The following is a 15,746-nucleotide window of genomic DNA, read 5'->3' as shown; positions in this document are numbered from 1 at the left end:
GCTGGGCAAAAGAGGAGTTCTGCCGAGTTGGAAAGGAATCGTGCTTGGTCGCCAAGGAGTTTGGCCGACTTACAAAGGAATCTGGCCAAGCCGTAAAGGAGTTCTGCCGATTAGGAAAGGAGTTGGAGTCGGCCAAACTCCTTTGTGGCCGACTAGGAAAGCAGTTTGGCCAAGCAAAACTCCTCTTCTGCCGAGTACAACTCCTTTCTGGCCGAGCCAAACTCCTTGGCAAACCTGTCGTACTCTTCCCTGGCTTCGTTGAACACGTGACCATACCGCACGAGGAGAAGATGGTTTGCTCTCCGCTGCAACTTGATGACGGCGTACTGTCCTATGGAATACAACCCTTCTTGTTGCCGGTGGCCGAATACATCATGCGGGGAGTTTGCTCCGCTGTGTAGTGCTGCGTCTGCGGTTGCCAACGCATTTTTCTCTTCCCAAAACATAACAAACTGGAGCGGCGCATGAAGGCTGTACAGCAGAAAAAACGGATATTGATCACAGGTGGTGCTGGCTTTCTTGGCTCGCATCTTTGCGAGCGGCTACTGAACGAGGGACACGATATTATTTGCGTGGACAACTACTTCACTGGCACCAAGCAAAATATTCTCCACCTTCTGGACAATCCGCATTTCGAGCTGCTCCGGCACGACGTAACCTTTCCGCTCTACATCGAAGTTGACGAAATCTACAACTTAGCCTGCCCGGCCTCGCCTATCCATTATCAGTTTGACCCGGTGCAAACCACCAAAACTTCGGTGCATGGGGCGATCAATATGCTAGGTCTGGCCAAACGGGTGAAGGCGAAGATTTTCCAAGCCTCCACCTCCGAGGTCTATGGCGACCCGCAGATTCACCCGCAGCCGGAATCCTACTGGGGCCATGTCAATCCCAACGGGGTGCGCTCCTGCTATGATGAGGGCAAGCGCTGCGCCGAGACCCTGTTTTTCGATTACCACCGACAGCATAAGCTCAGAATCAAAGTGGCTCGGATTTTCAACACCTATGGCCCCAGAATGCACCCCAACGACGGGCGGGTAGTCTCCAACTTTATCGTTCAGGCTCTACAGGGCGAGCCGATCACCATCTATGGCGACGGCTCACAGACCCGCTCTTTCTGTTATGTTGATGACCTGATCGAGGCGTTCATCCGTCTGATGGCCACCGAGGACGATTTCACCGGCCCAGTCAACACCGGCAATCCCGGCGAGTTCACTATCCTCCAGCTGGCCGAAAATATTCTTGAGCTAACCGGCTCCAAGTCTGAGTTGATCTTTAAGCCACTGCCAGCAGACGATCCTCGCCAGCGACAACCAGACATCACTTTGGCCAAGGCCAAGCTCGGCTGGGAACCGAATATTTCCCTGCGCGAGGGGCTGGTTCCGACCATCGCTTATTTTGACGATTTTCTCAGGCAGCAAAAATAGCAGAAATGAAGACAGCTCTGATTACTGGTGTCACTGGTCAAGATGGCGCATATCTTGCCGAATTCCTCCTTGAAAAAGGCTACAAGGTACATGGCCTCAAACGGCGTTCCTCGCTCTTCAACACCGACCGAGTGGACCATCTTTATCAAGACCCGCACGAGCAGGATGTCCGCTTCCAGCTCCATCACGGCGACCTGACTGATGCCACCAATCTGATCAGAATAATCCAAGAGGTGCAGCCAGACGAAATCTACAATCTGGCGGCGCAGAGTCATGTGGCGGTGTCCTTTGAGACCCCGGAATATACCGCCAACAGCGACGCGCTCGGCACCCTGCGCCTGCTTGAAGCCATTCGCATCCTCGGTTTGGAAAGTAAAACGCGCTTTTATCAGGCCTCCACCTCGGAGTTGTTCGGCAAGGTGCAAGAGATTCCCCAGCGCGAGACTACGCCATTTTATCCTCGCTCGCCCTACGCCGTGGCCAAGCTCTATTCATATTGGATCACGGTCAATTATCGAGAAGCCTACCAGATGTACTGCTGTAACGGCATCCTCTTCAACCATGAGTCGCCAGTACGAGGCGAGACTTTTGTCACCCGCAAGATCACCAGGGCCTTGGCACGGATCAAGCTAGGGTTACAGGAGGCCCTTTTTCTCGGCAATCTTAACTCGCTGCGCGATTGGGGCCATGCCAAGGACTATGTGCAGATGCAGTGGTTGATGCTCCAGCAGGAACAGCCGGAGGATTTTGTCATTGCCACGGGTAAGCAGCATTCAGTGCGGGAATTTGTGGAAATCGCTGCGGAGGAACTGGGCATGAGCATGGTCTGGCAGGGCAGCGGGCTGAACGAAGTCGGCATTGAGCGCAAGAGCGGCAAGACTATCGTCCGGGTTGATCCTCGTTATTTCCGTCCGACAGAGGTAGAGACCTTGCTTGGCGATCCATCCAAAGCCAAGGAGAAGCTCGGCTGGGAACCAAAGATCAGCTTTGCAGAAATGGTGCAGGAGATGATTATTGCAGACCTGAAGCTGGCTGAACGGGATCAGATTGTCCAGCAGAAGGGCTATCGGGCCTATAATTATTTTGAGTGATTGGCCAACCTATTTTTTATAGTCCAACCCTCTGGTAAAACCAGAGGGTTGAAATGGTAAACCACCCAAGGCGGTTAAGGTCTTCACTCGGGGAATGAGCATCACCTTGAGAGGTGATGACAAACTATCCGATTTACCACGCTACTTTTCTACTTTCTTCGGCTGTTTCTCCTTCGTTTCTTTGACCTTCTGGTCATGTTTCTGGGCCATCTGCTTCTTGTTCTTGTCCTTATCTTTCTTGCCGCCTTTGTCGCCCATAGCTATCTCCTTTCATGTTGTCAGTATCTGTCAGATGAAATCAACCGCACACATTCTTACCAGGTTGATAACCTGCTCTAGTTAAACACTATGTATGCTGTATGTCAACAAAAAAAGTCTGAGGGACTGATTCAGTTGCTGTTGGTTGTAGCTCAAATGAGCTGACTGTACTTATTCCCCGAACATCCTCTTCCGCAGCCAGAAGGCCGCATTGACCAAAGCAATCATCACCGGCACTTCGATCAAAGGGCCAATGACAGCGGCAAAGGCTGCGCCGGAACCGATGCCAAACACGGCCACCGCGACCGCGATTGCCAGCTCAAAGTTGTTACTGGCAGCGGTGAAGGCTAAAGTGACGGTCTTGCCATAGTCCGCGCCAGCCATGCGGCCCATGAAGAAGGAAACAAAGAACATGATCAGGAAGTAGATCAGGAGCGGCACGGCAATTCGCACTACATCTAAAGGCAGCGAGACAATAACATCGCCCTTAAGCGAGAACATCACCACGATAGTGAAGAGCAGGGCGATCAAGGTAATTGGACTGATGCGCGGCACGAAGACGCGGTGATACCAGTCTTTGCCTTTGGCCTTGACCAAGAAGAAGCGCGTCAGGAACCCGGCAAGAAAAGGGATGCCGAGATAGATAAATACGCTTTGAGCAATTGCGCCGATGCTGACCGCCACTACACTGCCAGTCAACCCAAACCAGGGCGGCAATACGGTGATGAAGACCCAGGCATAAGCACTGTAAAAGAAGACCTGAAAGATGCTATTGAAGGCCACTAACCCGGCGGCGTATTCGTTATCGCCTTTGGCCAACTCGTTCCAGACTATAACCATAGCAATACAGCGGGCTAGGCCGATGAGGATGAGGCCAGTCATGTATTCGGGATAGCCACGCAGGAAAATAATGGCAAGGAGGAACATCAGTACCGGGCCGATGAGCCAGTTCTGGATGAGCGACAGGCCGAGCACCTTCCAGTTGCGGAACACGTCGCCCAGTTCCTCATAACGCACCTTGGCCAAGGGCGGGTACATCATCAGGATCAGGCCAATCGCAATCGGGATATTGGTGGTGCCCACGGATACCGCGTTGTTCAGGCTGGTGACAGCGCGGGGGAAGAGAAAGCCGAGACCGACTCCAAAGCCCATCGCGGTGAATATCCACAGGGTCAGATAGCGGTCGAGGAAGGAAAGTTCTTTTTGTGCTGGTTGATTCATTGCTGTGCTCCCCCTTGCTTATTATTTCACCGCCCGAATCTGGGCCGAGCGCACGTAGTTCTCTATGCCGCTGCCAGCCATCCAGTCTTTGATGAAGGCCCGGCTGTCCTCCTTGATCTCTATAGAAACTGCGCTGAAGCCTGCCTGATGCAGCATGGCCTCGATCTCGGCAACTGGCGCGGCCCCGGCGGCGCAGCAGGTGTAGGCTTCGGTGATCGCCGCCAGCTCCGGCGGCAGCGTGGCGATTGCCACCACATCGGCAATCGCCAGCCTGCCGCCCGGACGCAGGACCCGGCAGGCCTCGGCGAAGACCTGCGCTTTGTCCGGCGAGAGGTTGATGACGCAGTTGGAGATGATCACGTCCACGCTGCTGTCGGCCACCGGCAGATGCTCGATCTCGCCCAGCCTGAACTCAACATTGGCATAGCCGCCTTTCCGCGCGTTGTCACGGGCCTTGGCCAGCATCTCCGGGGTCATGTCCACGCCGATGACCCGGCCTGCCGCGCCCACCTGCCGGGCCGCAAGGAAGCAGTCAAAGCCGCCGCCGCTGCCCAAGTCAAGCACGGTCTCGCCGGGCTGCAATTCGGCGATGGCCTGCGGATTGCCGCAGCCCAGGCCCATGTTGGCCCCGTCCGGCACAGCGGCCATTTCCTCCGCCGCATAGCCGACGCTGGCCGAGGCCAAGGGATTGCCCAGCGGCGACGGTGAGCATTTGGAAGCGCCGCAGCACGATCCACCCTGCGCCGCGATGTTGCCGTACCTGGCCCGCACGTCAGCGCGGAGGGCATCCTTCATTTGATCAGACATAGTGGTTCACTCCATAGAAGAAAAGAAAGCCGCGCTGCCAGTCAGGGCGGCGATGATGCTCTGCGCCAATGCCCTGCTCTCCGCTTCGCAGGCGGAAAAACGTGCCAAGACTGCCTCTTGCGCGGCTGCCTTGCGCCTGGCTGCGGCTGGGAATGCCCTGCTCCGGCTTGGAAACGCCTCATTCTACGCTGGGAATGCCTCATTGCCAACAAGGAATGTCACGTTTCACTCTGGCAATGGCTCATTGCCAAGAGGAAATGCCTCATTGCCAGAGGGGAATGAGGCATTCCTTGCTGGGAACGCCGTATTGCCAGCTGGCAATGCCACGTTTCCAGCTGGCAATGAGCCATTGCCAGAGGGGAATGACCCGTTGCCAGCGAGGAATGAGGCATTCCTTGCGGCCTCTGTTGCGCTTTCGGCAAGAAAAGGGCGGCATGGAGTTCCGATCATTCACAAGAAATACACCGCGCAATAATAGCCGCCCACCACGAGGAAGAGCAGGCCGGTCAGCCGCCGTGCCCAGCGTTCAAAGGCGGTGATGCGGTTGAAGGCTTGCGCGACCTTGTTGGCCCCAAAGGCCAGCAACAGGGCGAAGAGCAGCACCGGCAGGCCGGTGGCCAGTCCGTAGATGCCGGGAATGAGCAGGCTTGACTGCTGCTGCACTGCCAGCGGCAGGAGCGAGCCGAAGAACAGGGCTGCTGAGGTCGGGCAGAAAGACAGGGCAAAGACGATGCCGAGCAGACCAGCCCCGCCGATGCCCAAGGAATCCGCCTTGTTCTGCAAGGCCGCGCTCAGGCCGCCGCCCTTGCCCGCAGGCAGGCGGATGATCTCCAGCAGGATCAGGCCGACCACAATCAGCACCGGGCCGAGGGCCATGTTCATGTGCTTTTGCAGCACCTGCGAGAGCGAGGGCGCGGAGAGCAGGCTGCCGACCAGCAGCACACCCAGCAGCAGATAGGCCAGAGCACGCCCGGCGGTGTAGAGCAACCCTGCTTGCAAGACGCTGGCCGGTCTGCCCACCCGCCGTCCCACGTAGGAGATGGCCGCGATGTTAGTGGTCAGCGGGCAGGGGCTGATGGAGGTGAGGATGCCGAGCCAGAAGGCCGAGGCCAGCGGCACAAGGATGGACTCAGTCATGAGCCTTTCCCGTTGAGCAGCAGGCTGATTTCATCGCGGAGGTATTGCGCAAAGGCCGCTTCATCATGGACAAGCTGCCAGACCTTGTCCAGCCGCCGCCATTTCGTCTCCTTGCCCTGCTTGAGCTGGGAGACCACCACCGAGCGCGTGGCGAGTTGATAGTCTTCAACGAAATGCTCGTTCTCAGACAGGTCAAGATTGACCACCTGCACTTCCATCGAGCCGTCCTTGAGCTGTCCGGCAAACGACTCCTCCACGGTCTTCTTGGTCAGTGCCTCAATCTTCTTGCAGGTTGTGCAGCGTATGTTGCCGTGGAAGTAATAGACCCGCGTCCTGCTCTGCTCAGTCTTCTGGGCCGCTGCGGGTGCCTGACTGCTGCCAGCAGCACTCGTTTCCGCTGCTGACGCTGCGAAGCTGCTGCCCGCAGCAAGGAATAAGGCCAGAAGGATAGTAGCAATGTTTTTCCTTTTCATCGTATTCATCGTGCCGCGCTCCTTATGCAGACAGCATCTTCTTAAGTTCTTCGACAGAAGGCACCATGCCGACCAGCTTCACCTCGCCATCAATCGCCAAGGCAGGTGTCGTCATCACGCCAAACACCATGATTTGCCGGATGTCTGTGATTTTTTCCAGCTCAAAGTCAAGCTGAAGGGCTTTGGCAGCAGCTTCGGCCTGCTCTGCCAGCTTTTTGCATTTAGGGCAGCCGGTGCCCAGTATCTGGATTTTCATTGCAATCTCCTTTGTTGTTTATCCAAACAGTGCCCAGCACTCTTGCCATGTTTTCCTGCCGTGGAACAGCCCTATCGCAGATTCGACTTCAGCACCGCTTCCACGCAGTGCATGAATTTCAGCACACACGGCACCTTCAGCCGGTAAAAGACCTGCTTGCCGCGCTTCTCATCCTCGACAATCCCGGCCTGTTTCAGCACGGCAAGGTGCTTGGAAATGGTGGAAAAGTCGAATTCCACGGCATCAACAAACTCGCAGACACATTTTTCCCCGCCCGCGAGCTGTTCGGCCATCCACAGCCGGGTGGGATGGGCGAGTGCCTTCAGCACATTGGCTTTGGCTTCATAGCGCAGCTTTTCTTGTTCATTCATGGCAATAGTTCCTTTGAGCTTACTTGGTAAAGTAACCAAATGACGGAACTGAGTCAAGCAAAATTTGAGAGCGCACAGGAGAGGATCAAGGCGGAGAGGCAGATTGCAGCCAGCAGCTTCCAGCGGAGAAGGAACCGCTTTCTCATCTGGCAGGATTTTCTGCCTAACTCCTAGGAAAGACTTCTTTCTTGCTCGCTGACAAAGGAGTTTGGCTTGGCCAGAAAGGAGTGTTGCCGACTTGCAAAGGAGTTGTACTCGGCAAAAAAGGAGTCTGGCCGACTACCAAAGGAGTTCTGATTAGCCGCAGAGGAGTCTTGCTCGGCCACAAAGGAGTTGTAGTCGGCCAGACTCCTTTGCAAGTCGGCAGGAAAGCAGTTTGGCCAAGCCGAACTCCTCTTCTGCCGAGTATAACTCCTTTCTTATCGAGCCAAACTCCTTGGTAAACGAGCCGCACACCTGACCAAGCAGGCAAAAATGGTTCACTCTCCGCTTTAACCTGCTTGCGCTTTGCTGTACTATGTAATCATGAAAAGAGAACAGCAAGATAGCCTCTGCTGGTACCGCTCCAACCTGCTTGCCGATCTGCCGCACGGCATGTTTTGCCGCCACGGCGGGGTGAGCGAGCAACCCTTTGCCAGTCTGAACCTCAGCTACGGGGTGGGCGATCAGCCGGACAAGGTGACGATCAACCGGCAACGGCTCAAGCAATGCTTAGGGATAACGCATCTCGTCTCGGCAGTGCAGGTGCATGGCGATCAGGTGCTGGTGCTGGAAGAGATCGAGCAGGACAGCGAATATGCGGGAGTAGATGCCCTGGTCACGCAGCAACCAGGCGTAGGCTTACTGATTCAACAGGCAGACTGCCAGGCCGTGCTGCTATACGATCCGGTACAACAGGTCATCGCGGCAGCCCATAACGGCTGGAAAGGCAGTGTGCTGAATATCATCGCAGCCACAGTGCAGGTGATGCAGGCGCGATTTGGCACTGATCCGGCGCATCTGCGAGCGGTGCTCAGTCCCTCGCTTGGCCCGTGCTGCGCAGAGTTTGTCAACTGGCGACAGGAGCTGCCCGCATCCATGCACGGGCAACAGATCAGAGCAAATTACTTTGATTTCTGGGCAATCAGCCGGGAACAGCTCGTTGCTACGGGGATAAAAGAAACGCAGATTGAGACCGCAGGCCTCTGCACGGTCTGCAATCAGGATTTCTTTTCTTATCGCCGGGCGGGGAAAAAACTAGGCACAGGTCGCTGCGGTTCAGTGCTGATGCTACCGGCCTTATAGCAGCCGTAAATTCTGGCCAGCTCGACGCAAACCAAAGACTCCTTCTGGGTTACTGCTGAAGGCTGGATTGTAACCGTTGCTGCCTCCGCTTCGAGAGCCGCTGTCTGGGAAAGTAAACACTGCTTTCTGCTCCCGCACCGGTTGCGGACGGCTGCTTTGCGGTAGCACTTTGACAAAAAGGGATACATCCGCTGCTTCGCCGCCCTCTGCCTCGTTGAGACAGGCGGCAAAGCGGGCGCAGGCGTTAAAATAGCTTTTTTTCTTCAGCCAAGTAGGCCAGCTGCCGCTGCGGGCGTAGTCTTGAAAGATCGAACTGTTGATAAATAAAATGGTGATGGTGTCTAACGTGGCGCGGGGGAGATTGAGGCGCGTAGAAAAGGCCGCGTCCAGTCCATCACGCACTGTACTGGCCAGCCGCCGCGCTGTTTTGGCATCTGCCTGCGGTAGGCCAAACAGCCGTTTCGCCCAAGGATGGAGCAGCAAGGCAAACAACAAGGCATCATCGAACAGCACCTTGCCGAGCTTGCCACCTTCGCTGCATATCCGGTCAGTGGTGGAAAGTCGGGCAACCAACTCGCGCTTCACTTCCGCCCCTTCCTCCCCAGTGAGGAGTTCATTGTAAAAGGGAAAGAGAACAGCGAACAGGCCAGTTTCCAGCACAAGTTCAACCCAGGCCCGGCTTTTGCCGCTTTGCAAGTCTTTGAGCAGCTCATCCCGAATCCGGGAAACCGGACAGAGATCAATCTTGTCGCGGTGGCGGACTATGGCTTGCCAGCTCGCATTTTCAATGGTGAATCCGGCCCGGGCAGCATGACGAACTGCCCGCAACATCCGTACTGGATCGCGGATGATCCTGCGGTCAGGGTCGCCAATGAGCCGCACGATGCCGTCGGTCAGATCCTGCACCCCACCAACATAGTCAATGACTGTTTTGTTTTCGACCTCGTAAAACAACGAGTTGATCGTCAAGTCGCGACGGAAGGCATCTTCCTCCAAGGTGCCAAACGTGTTGTTGGCAGGCAGCACCTTGTCCGGCTCACCGTCCTCATCGTATTCACTCTGGGAACGGAGGGTTGAGACCTCAATAATCTTGTTGTCCCGGAAAAAAACCTGCACCAACCGGAAGCGCTTGCCAATGGTGCGGGAGTTACGGAAGAGCTTGCGGAGCTGACCAGGATGGGCATTGGTGGAGATATCAAAGTCCTTAGGCTGTTTGCCAAGATACAAATCACGTACTCCGCCGCCCACCAGATACCCAGCATAACCAGCCTCCTTGAGACGATAAAGGATGGCAAGAGCGTCTGGGTCAATGTCCTCTTCTCGCACCGGATGCTCTTCTGGCAGGATGACGAGGGCCTGCTGCTCTTCAGTCTGCCGGATTTCAGCTGCGTCGCCGTTCATCTATATTTTCTCCCCGCCTTCCTTATACACCGACTCGGCATCGCGGACAAACTGCCGGAAGATTTCTTTCACTGGCAGGATTTCTTTCATTTTGTAGGTGTTGGCCCCAGAGAAAACCAACCCATTTGCCACGTCGCCAGTGCAGGAGGCGGTCAGTCGGTCGTTGATGCAGTATTTATAGCTGCAATGCTTCAGGCATTTGTATTTGCATTTGTCCGGGGCTACATCCTCGCCGCGCTCCAGTTGATCAATAAATGGCGTTCTGATCGCCCGCCCTGTCATCCCAACGGGCGACTGGACGTTGACAATATCCTCCTTTTGCGCCCGGAGATAGACCTCTTTGAATTCCTGCGACACTGAGCATTCCTCGCTGAGGACAAAACGTGAGGCGATCTGGATTCCGTCTGCGCCGTACTGATCCATCAGCTCGGCCATTTCAAAGCCGTCGGTGATGCCACCCGCAGCAATCAGAGGCACCTTAGAGACTACTTTACGGACAGCAGGAAAAATTTCCCGCAGTGGCTTGTCTGTGCCAAGATGGCCACCTGCCTCGGCTGATTCAACCACAATTGCGGCAGCTCCAAACCTTTCAGCCAATTTGGCGAAATCTGGCGAGGAGACGATAGAGATTATCGGCACCTTGTGTTCTTTGCCGATACGGAAGATATCTCTGGAAAAGCCTGCGCCGGTAATGATCACATCGACCCCGGCCTCAATCGACCCCATAACCAGCTCGTAAAAATTCCGCATCGCGTACATAATGTTGACCGCGATGACACCGGTCGTGGCCGCTTTAGCCCTGCGAATGTCTTCCTGGAGTTCTGGCACTGGAATGCCTGAACCACCGATGGTTCCGATTCCACCGCATTCCGCCACTGGAACTGCCAAGGCCGAGGTAGAGACCCGGACAGACATCCCTCCCTGAATAATCGGTATGCGGGCGGTGAAGGAACCTATTGTAAGTTCGGGCAGCTTCATTCTCGTCTCTTGCGTGATGTGCTCTTCATGAAATATGACAGGGCGTGCGCCGGGCGGTTTTTAAACTTCTGTCAATAATGCTACGCCCGGCCTGCTTTGTCAAGCATCGTCCTCTCAGACGCGGGCGGCAATTTTTCATATTACCATAATTCTGCGGCCCAGGCTTGACTTTTCCCCGGTGGACAGCTAAAATTTTACTTTCTTCCATGTCCACACTATGCCCGATTTATCCCTGATTTCAAGGGAGAAGATCGCTCTTCAGGAGGTACATTCCGTGAAGTTCAAGACCGCTAACGGCTTTAAAGACATCCTGCCTGACGAGGCTGCCCGCTGGCAGCAGCTCGAGCAGGTAGCCCGCGATATTTTTCGCCGTTTCGGCTTGCGGGAAATCCGCCTGCCTTTGCTGGAGCCGACCGAGCTATTCGCCCGCTCCATCGGGGAGGCCACGGACATTGTGGAAAAAGAGATGTACTCTTTTGCCGACAAGGGCCTTACTTTGCGGCCTGAAGCTACGGCTTCGATAGCTCGTGCCTATGTCGAACACGGTCTGCATGTTCAGCAGCCGGTACAGCGGTTGTTCACCATTGGCCCGATGTTCCGCCACGAACGCCCGCAAAAAGGCAGGCTGCGCCAGTTTCATCAGATTGACGTAGAAATTATCGGGGCCAGCGAAGCCGCAGCTGACGCAGAGCTGATGGCAATGGCCCAAATGCTCCTCAACGAGCTGGGCCTGCACGTCAGCCTAGAAATTAACTCCATTGGCTGCCCGCAGTGTCGTCCAGCGTTCCGCAGCTGCTTAGTAGAATATTTGCAGGAACGCGCAGCCAGTCTCTGCGAGGATTGCAAGCGCAGAAGCAGTACTAATCCCCTCCGCGTCTTGGACTGCAAAAGCAAGGGCTGTAAAGAGACCGTTCAGGACGCGCCATCCATTCTCGACAGCCTCTGTTCAGATTGTGACGCACACTTTACGGCGGTACGGCGTGGCTTAGACGAGTTGGGTGTGACCTATCAGCTTAACCGCTTTATGGTACGCGGTTTGGATTATTATGTCCGCACCACTTTTGAATTCACCACCACCAACCTTGGCGCACAGTCAGCAGTGGCTGCTGGTGGTCGCTATGATGGCCTAATTGAAGAACTGGGTGGGCCGAAAAACACGCCCGGTATCGGCTTTGGTATGGGCATGGAACGCTTGATTCTGCTCATGGAACAGCAGGAACAAGACAGCAAGGCTGCCTTTGTCCGCGCCGATCTTTTCGCCGCCGCCTTGGGTGAGCAGGCTGCGATTTTTGCAGTGCCGCTTGTTCATAACCTGCGCCGCCTTGGTTTCTATGCCGCAATAGAACACGGCAGCCGCAGTCTCAAAGCCCAGATGAAACAGGCTGATCGAGTCAAAGCGCGTTTCACCCTGATTATCGGCGAACAGGAGCTTGAACGGCAGGAGGCGGTGCTGCGGAATATGGACAGCCAAGAGCAGAGTACGTTTTCCTTGCAAGGGCCTACGACAGAGCTGGCAGAGAGGTTAGCAAAGCTGATTGAGGAATAATAATCTCAGCTGTACCCATACAGATGCGCCATATAGCGATAACATGAATGAGAGAGGGTGCGATGGAAGGAAAAGTTGAAAAACGTCGGCAGGCCAGAATGAAGCTACAAGGATATATTGCTGATATTGCTGATGGGCATCTTGTTTATGCCGGTATATTAGAAGATGTGTCGCTGGATGGCCTGCGGCTCTATGAACTGCCAGAAAAATTTTCCGTGGAAGGAAAGAAATACACCCTCGTGGTTTCTGGAGGGCCGGATTCCGCCTGCTATAAGCTAAAGGTTTTTCCGCGCTGGCGAAGGAAAAATGGCACCATGATGGATGTCGGCTTCAATATCGTTGAATCTCCTGTAGGATGGAAAAAATTTGTGCAGAAAATTATGCCTAAACAGCAAACAGTCATCGCAGAAGATGAAGACAGTCACTGGGATCAGAATACAGGCTCAAGCCGTGATTGAGCTGGCTTGCTCATCGTGTTCAAAAACGGGGAAACAAAGCTCTACGATTGCCAGCCGCTTTTAAATTTCGGTGTGTTTCAGGAATTGAACGACCTAAATTGTTTTCTCATGGCGAAGGTGGAGCACAGCGGTGCGATTAAATATCCATGATCGTCAAATTCAGGCACAAAGGGCTTGAAAAGCTGTTCAAGAACGGCAGCACAGCAGGTATTCAGGCGGAACAGGCAAGCAAACTCCGTAAAATCCTTGCGTTGCTTGCAACGGCTGAATCTCCTGAAGACATGAATTTGCCGGGATTGCGACTGCATCCGCTCAAAGGCGAGCGAGAAGGAATATGGTCTGTTTCGGTCAGCGGCAACTGGCGGGTGACGTTTAAGTTCTGCAATGCTGATATTACAGATATTGATTACGAAGATTATCATTGAGAGGCTGATTATGGAAATGTGCAACCCGCCGCATCCGGGAGAAATAATCCGTGAATTTTGTATAGATGCTTTAAAGTTGACAGTGAAGGATGCGGCAAAGGCGTTGGGCGTGAAGCCGAAAACTTTGTCCGCCTTGCTGAATGCCCGTGCGCGGATCAGTCCAGAAATGGCTTTGCGGTTGTCCAAGGTTTTCGGGAGGACAGCGGAAGGCTGGCTGAAGCTCCAGCTTCAGTTTGATTTGGGCAAGGCGGAAAAGAAAGTGGATTTGAGCGGGCTGAAAAGGCTGGAAGCGGTGTAATTTTTGAGCCGATTGAGATAACTGAAACGCGGGAACTCAGCGAGAATATTTACGTTGATTTTGACGAGAGCGGAAATATCGTCAGCATGACTGTTGAACACGCCAAAGCCAATGTCGGGCTGTGGGAATTTTCTTATCAGGAAATGCCGCTAATGGTGGCGCAGGCAGTTGGATAAGTTCCAATGAAAATATATTTGGATACCTGTTGCCTGAATAGGCCATTTGATGATCAGTCGAATCTTCGTGTCCGGCTTGAATCGGAAGCTGTCAAGATGATTTTGCTGCTGTGCGAACAGAAACAATGTTGCTTGATAAGCAGCAAAATTGCTGAATTTGAAATTGCGAACACTCCCGATGAAGCAAAAAGAAGCAAACTGAAATTTATCAGTGGATTGGCGGAACAAATTATTGAGATTGATGCTCGCATCGCATTGAGAGCGAAAGAGTTTGAAAAGACAGGAATGCAGGCGTTTGATTCGCTGCATTTGGCCTGCGCAGAGACTTCCGCAGATGTTTTCCTGACCGTTGATGATAAATTTCTGAAGCTGGCATTAAAAGTTGAGGATTTGAAGGTGCAGGCAAGAAATCCTGTGCAATGGCTGAGTGAGGTTTTAGTATGAAGCACGTTAATTACGCCACAGAAAGTGAAATTCAGCGACTTGGCATAGAGGCCCTTTGCAAAGGGCTTGGCGTTGCAGGGCTTATCCGATTCATGCAGCACTTTGACAAAGGCAGCGGAAATTACGTTGAAGATCGTCAAGAATGGCAGAAAGGATATACGATTGACACGCTGCTGGAAGCGATCAAAAAAAATCAGCATGGCCATTGAACACGCCAATGCTGGCTATAGTACCTGAATTATTTTCTCATGGCGAAGGTGGAGCACGGCACGGTTGTTTGGGCGCACGAGCAGGATATTTGCCCAGACACCTTGTATTTGGAAGGCAAAGAAATCGAGAAGGAATGCAGTAAAAATTAAATTGGCGAGCTTGCCTTAACGGTGTATGAATATGAATAAAAATTTATTTTTCATCTTGTTAATACTCCCGTTAGTTGCCGGGTGTGGCGGGCCAACTAGCAAGGAAATTGGTCAGGCCGTTCTGGCTATATCGCCTATGATTTTTATCGTTTCTATTGTCTTGCAATTAATTACATACAACATATGGAAAATAAAACTGAAGGATATCGTTATTCATTCACGCCCTAGTATTATCTTTTTTGTTATATTAGTTTTGTTGTCGCTATTCTTCGGAAACATCAAAGAAGCTGGCGAAGTTTCCTGTCCTTTCGTTTTTCTTTATATAATTACTCTGCTTATCGTTACGCATGTAGGGTTGTTATTCAGTAGAGATATATTTACTTGGTCTTCCGTATTGACAATGCTGTTATTCATATTTCTTTCATTTGCACTGATATCGATGTAGCTATCAATCAATTCTATTTGATAAATAACAACTTCAATCGGTTTCCTTCCAAATCAGTATATATAAGGCCATAACCAAGAGACATCAATGGACTCACTCGGCGCGCTGCGGCGCACACATAACTGCAACACCCTCGGCCTCGACAACCTGAATCAGGAGGTCGTTCTCATGGGCTGGGTTCTTCGCCGCCGCGACCACGGCGGGGTTATCTTCATCGACCTCCGCGACCGCTGGGGCATCACCCAGATTGTGTTCAACCCGGAAGTCAACCCTGAGCCGCACGCCAAGGCGCACCAGCTGCGCTCCGAGTGGGTTTTGGCGGTGCGCGGCAAGGTCGAGGCGCGGCCCGGCGACATGGCGAACCCGAAGCTGAAGACCGGGGCGATTGAAATCATGGTCAGCGAGCTGCACGTCCTCAACACGAGCAAAACTCCGCCCTTCCCGCTCGACGAGGACAGCGAGGTTTCGGACAACATCCGCCTGCAATACCGCTATCTTGATTTGCGGCGGCCCGAAATCGGAGCCAACTTGGTCATGCGGCACACGGCGACGCAGGCTGGGCGGAGCTTCCTCTGCGAAAACGGCTTCTTGGAAATCGAAACGCCGATGCTGACGCGCTCCACGCCGGAAGGGGCGCGGGATTATCTCGTGCCGAGCCGGGTTAATGCGGGTAAATTCTTCGCTCTGCCGCAGTCGCCGCAGCTTTTCAAGCAGTTGCTGATGATGGGCGGCATGGACCGCTATTTCCAGATTGTCAAATGTTTCCGCGATGAAGACCTGCGCGCCGACCGCCAGCCAGAATTCACCCAGATAGACTTGGAGCTGAGTTTTGTTGGCGAGGACGACATCATGGCCATTGCCGAGGGTTTGGTGAAAAAGGTTTTCCAAGAG

The 15,746-nt window shown here is 53.7% G+C and carries 22 protein-coding genes; 13 read left to right on the top strand and 9 right to left on the bottom strand.

The genetic code is table 11. The annotated features are described in order from the left end of the window. Positions 1 to 44: 44 nt before the first annotated feature. From ACNKIB_RS06115 to gmd, 3 genes are all read left to right on the top strand, one after another. Complete coding sequence (locus tag ACNKIB_RS06115) at positions 45 to 401, top strand: hypothetical protein (RefSeq protein WP_417909663.1); 357 nt, start codon at positions 45 to 47, stop codon at positions 399 to 401. A gap of 63 nt (positions 402 to 464) precedes the next feature. Then, entirely contained in the window at positions 465 to 1,427 is a 963-nt protein-coding gene (locus ACNKIB_RS06110; RefSeq protein WP_417909662.1) for a UDP-glucuronic acid decarboxylase family protein, read from the top strand. Between the two features lie 5 nt (positions 1,428 to 1,432). After that, entirely contained in the window at positions 1,433 to 2,518 is a 1,086-nt protein-coding gene (gene gmd / locus ACNKIB_RS06105) for a GDP-mannose 4,6-dehydratase (protein WP_417909661.1), read from the top strand. 429 nt (positions 2,519 to 2,947) lie between these two features. Here the strand turns inward: gmd and arsB are convergent, their stop codons facing one another. Together arsB and ACNKIB_RS06095 are read right to left on the bottom strand one after the other, a co-directional pair. Then, entirely contained in the window at positions 2,948 to 3,997 is a 1,050-nt protein-coding gene (arsB, locus tag ACNKIB_RS06100; RefSeq protein WP_417909660.1) for an ACR3 family arsenite efflux transporter, read from the bottom strand. A gap of 21 nt (positions 3,998 to 4,018) precedes the next feature. Further along, positions 4,019 to 4,804: an arsenite methyltransferase gene (locus ACNKIB_RS06095; RefSeq protein ID WP_417909659.1), complete on the bottom strand. Its 786-nt coding sequence runs from the start codon at positions 4,802 to 4,804 to the stop codon at positions 4,019 to 4,021. Position 4,805: 1 nt separating this feature from the next. Here ACNKIB_RS06095 and ACNKIB_RS06090 point away from each other — a divergent pair, with 1 nt between their 5' ends. After that, positions 4,806 to 5,279, top strand: a complete 474-nt coding sequence (locus ACNKIB_RS06090) for a hypothetical protein (protein WP_417909658.1) — start codon at positions 4,806 to 4,808, stop codon at positions 5,277 to 5,279. Here ACNKIB_RS06090 and ACNKIB_RS06085 read toward each other — a convergent pair. The 5 genes from ACNKIB_RS06085 to ACNKIB_RS06065 all read right to left on the bottom strand — a co-directional run bounded on the left by ACNKIB_RS06085 (position 5,255) and on the right by ACNKIB_RS06065 (position 7,524). Then, the gene (locus tag ACNKIB_RS06085) at positions 5,255 to 5,941 is read right to left on the bottom strand and encodes an aromatic aminobenezylarsenical efflux permease ArsG family transporter (RefSeq protein WP_417909657.1); all 687 of its coding nucleotides are present in this window, start codon (positions 5,939 to 5,941) and stop codon (positions 5,255 to 5,257) included. The two genes, ACNKIB_RS06090 and ACNKIB_RS06085, sit on opposite strands and share 25 nt — an antisense overlap. Beyond that, complete coding sequence (locus tag ACNKIB_RS06080; protein WP_417909656.1) at positions 5,938 to 6,423, bottom strand: nitrophenyl compound nitroreductase subunit ArsF family protein; 486 nt, start codon at positions 6,421 to 6,423, stop codon at positions 5,938 to 5,940. Before ACNKIB_RS06080 ends, ACNKIB_RS06085 begins: the two co-directional genes overlap by 4 nt. Positions 6,424 to 6,436: 13 nt before the next feature. Beyond that, complete coding sequence (locus tag ACNKIB_RS06075; protein ID WP_417909655.1) at positions 6,437 to 6,670, bottom strand: thioredoxin family protein; 234 nt, start codon at positions 6,668 to 6,670, stop codon at positions 6,437 to 6,439. A 71-nt stretch (positions 6,671 to 6,741) separates the two neighbouring features. Next, positions 6,742 to 7,041 (bottom strand): ArsR/SmtB family transcription factor, encoded by a 300-nt coding sequence (locus ACNKIB_RS06070; RefSeq protein WP_417909654.1) that lies wholly within the window; start codon positions 7,039 to 7,041, stop codon positions 6,742 to 6,744. 297 nt (positions 7,042 to 7,338) lie between these two features. Next, a complete protein-coding gene (locus ACNKIB_RS06065; RefSeq protein ID WP_417909653.1) occupies positions 7,339 to 7,524 on the bottom strand; it encodes a hypothetical protein in 186 nt (61 codons plus the stop codon). A gap of 42 nt (positions 7,525 to 7,566) precedes the next feature. Between ACNKIB_RS06065 and pgeF the strand changes: the two genes are divergently transcribed. Then, positions 7,567 to 8,325: a peptidoglycan editing factor PgeF gene (pgeF, locus tag ACNKIB_RS06060; RefSeq protein ID WP_417909652.1), complete on the top strand. Its 759-nt coding sequence runs from the start codon at positions 7,567 to 7,569 to the stop codon at positions 8,323 to 8,325. Here pgeF and ACNKIB_RS06055 read toward each other — a convergent pair. Beyond that, positions 8,320 to 9,726: a polya polymerase gene (locus ACNKIB_RS06055; protein ID WP_417909651.1), complete on the bottom strand. Its 1,407-nt coding sequence runs from the start codon at positions 9,724 to 9,726 to the stop codon at positions 8,320 to 8,322. The two genes, pgeF and ACNKIB_RS06055, sit on opposite strands and share 6 nt — an antisense overlap. Beyond that, a complete protein-coding gene (locus ACNKIB_RS06050; RefSeq protein ID WP_417909650.1) occupies positions 9,727 to 10,704 on the bottom strand; it encodes an NAD(P)H-dependent flavin oxidoreductase in 978 nt (325 codons plus the stop codon). It abuts the gene before it with no gap. A gap of 274 nt (positions 10,705 to 10,978) precedes the next feature. Between ACNKIB_RS06050 and hisS the strand changes: the two genes are divergently transcribed. The 8 genes from hisS to aspS form a co-directional block, all read left to right on the top strand. Next, positions 10,979 to 12,250, top strand: coding sequence for a histidine--tRNA ligase (gene hisS / locus ACNKIB_RS06045; RefSeq protein ID WP_417909649.1), 1,272 nt, complete (start codon positions 10,979 to 10,981; stop codon positions 12,248 to 12,250). A 62-nt stretch (positions 12,251 to 12,312) separates the two neighbouring features. Next, on the top strand, positions 12,313 to 12,708 hold the full coding sequence (locus tag ACNKIB_RS06040; protein WP_417909648.1) for a PilZ domain-containing protein: 396 nt from the start codon (positions 12,313 to 12,315) through the stop codon (positions 12,706 to 12,708). 146 nt (positions 12,709 to 12,854) lie between these two features. Then, positions 12,855 to 13,133: a type II toxin-antitoxin system RelE/ParE family toxin gene (locus ACNKIB_RS06035; protein WP_417909647.1), complete on the top strand. Its 279-nt coding sequence runs from the start codon at positions 12,855 to 12,857 to the stop codon at positions 13,131 to 13,133. A 10-nt stretch (positions 13,134 to 13,143) separates the two neighbouring features. Then, entirely contained in the window at positions 13,144 to 13,431 is a 288-nt protein-coding gene (locus ACNKIB_RS06030) for a HigA family addiction module antitoxin (protein ID WP_417909646.1), read from the top strand. Then, positions 13,431 to 13,607 (top strand): DUF2283 domain-containing protein, encoded by a 177-nt coding sequence (locus ACNKIB_RS06025; protein ID WP_417909692.1) that lies wholly within the window; start codon positions 13,431 to 13,433, stop codon positions 13,605 to 13,607. Before ACNKIB_RS06030 ends, ACNKIB_RS06025 begins: the two co-directional genes overlap by 1 nt. A gap of 6 nt (positions 13,608 to 13,613) precedes the next feature. Beyond that, on the top strand, positions 13,614 to 14,051 hold the full coding sequence (locus ACNKIB_RS06020; protein ID WP_417909645.1) for a PIN domain-containing protein: 438 nt from the start codon (positions 13,614 to 13,616) through the stop codon (positions 14,049 to 14,051). After that, complete coding sequence (locus tag ACNKIB_RS06015) at positions 14,048 to 14,260, top strand: hypothetical protein (RefSeq protein ID WP_417909644.1); 213 nt, start codon at positions 14,048 to 14,050, stop codon at positions 14,258 to 14,260. The genes ACNKIB_RS06020 and ACNKIB_RS06015 overlap by 4 nt, the downstream gene beginning before the upstream one ends. 682 nt (positions 14,261 to 14,942) lie before the next feature. Then, positions 14,943 to 15,746: aspartate--tRNA ligase (gene aspS / locus ACNKIB_RS06010; protein ID WP_417909643.1), on the top strand; the 804-nt coding region annotated here is incomplete at its 3' end.

This window comes from Candidatus Electronema sp. PJ (assembly GCF_048287395.1).
Lineage (GTDB): Bacteria > Desulfobacterota > Desulfobulbia > Desulfobulbales > Desulfobulbaceae > Electronema.
This window is presented reverse-complemented; position numbering and strand designations above follow the sequence as displayed.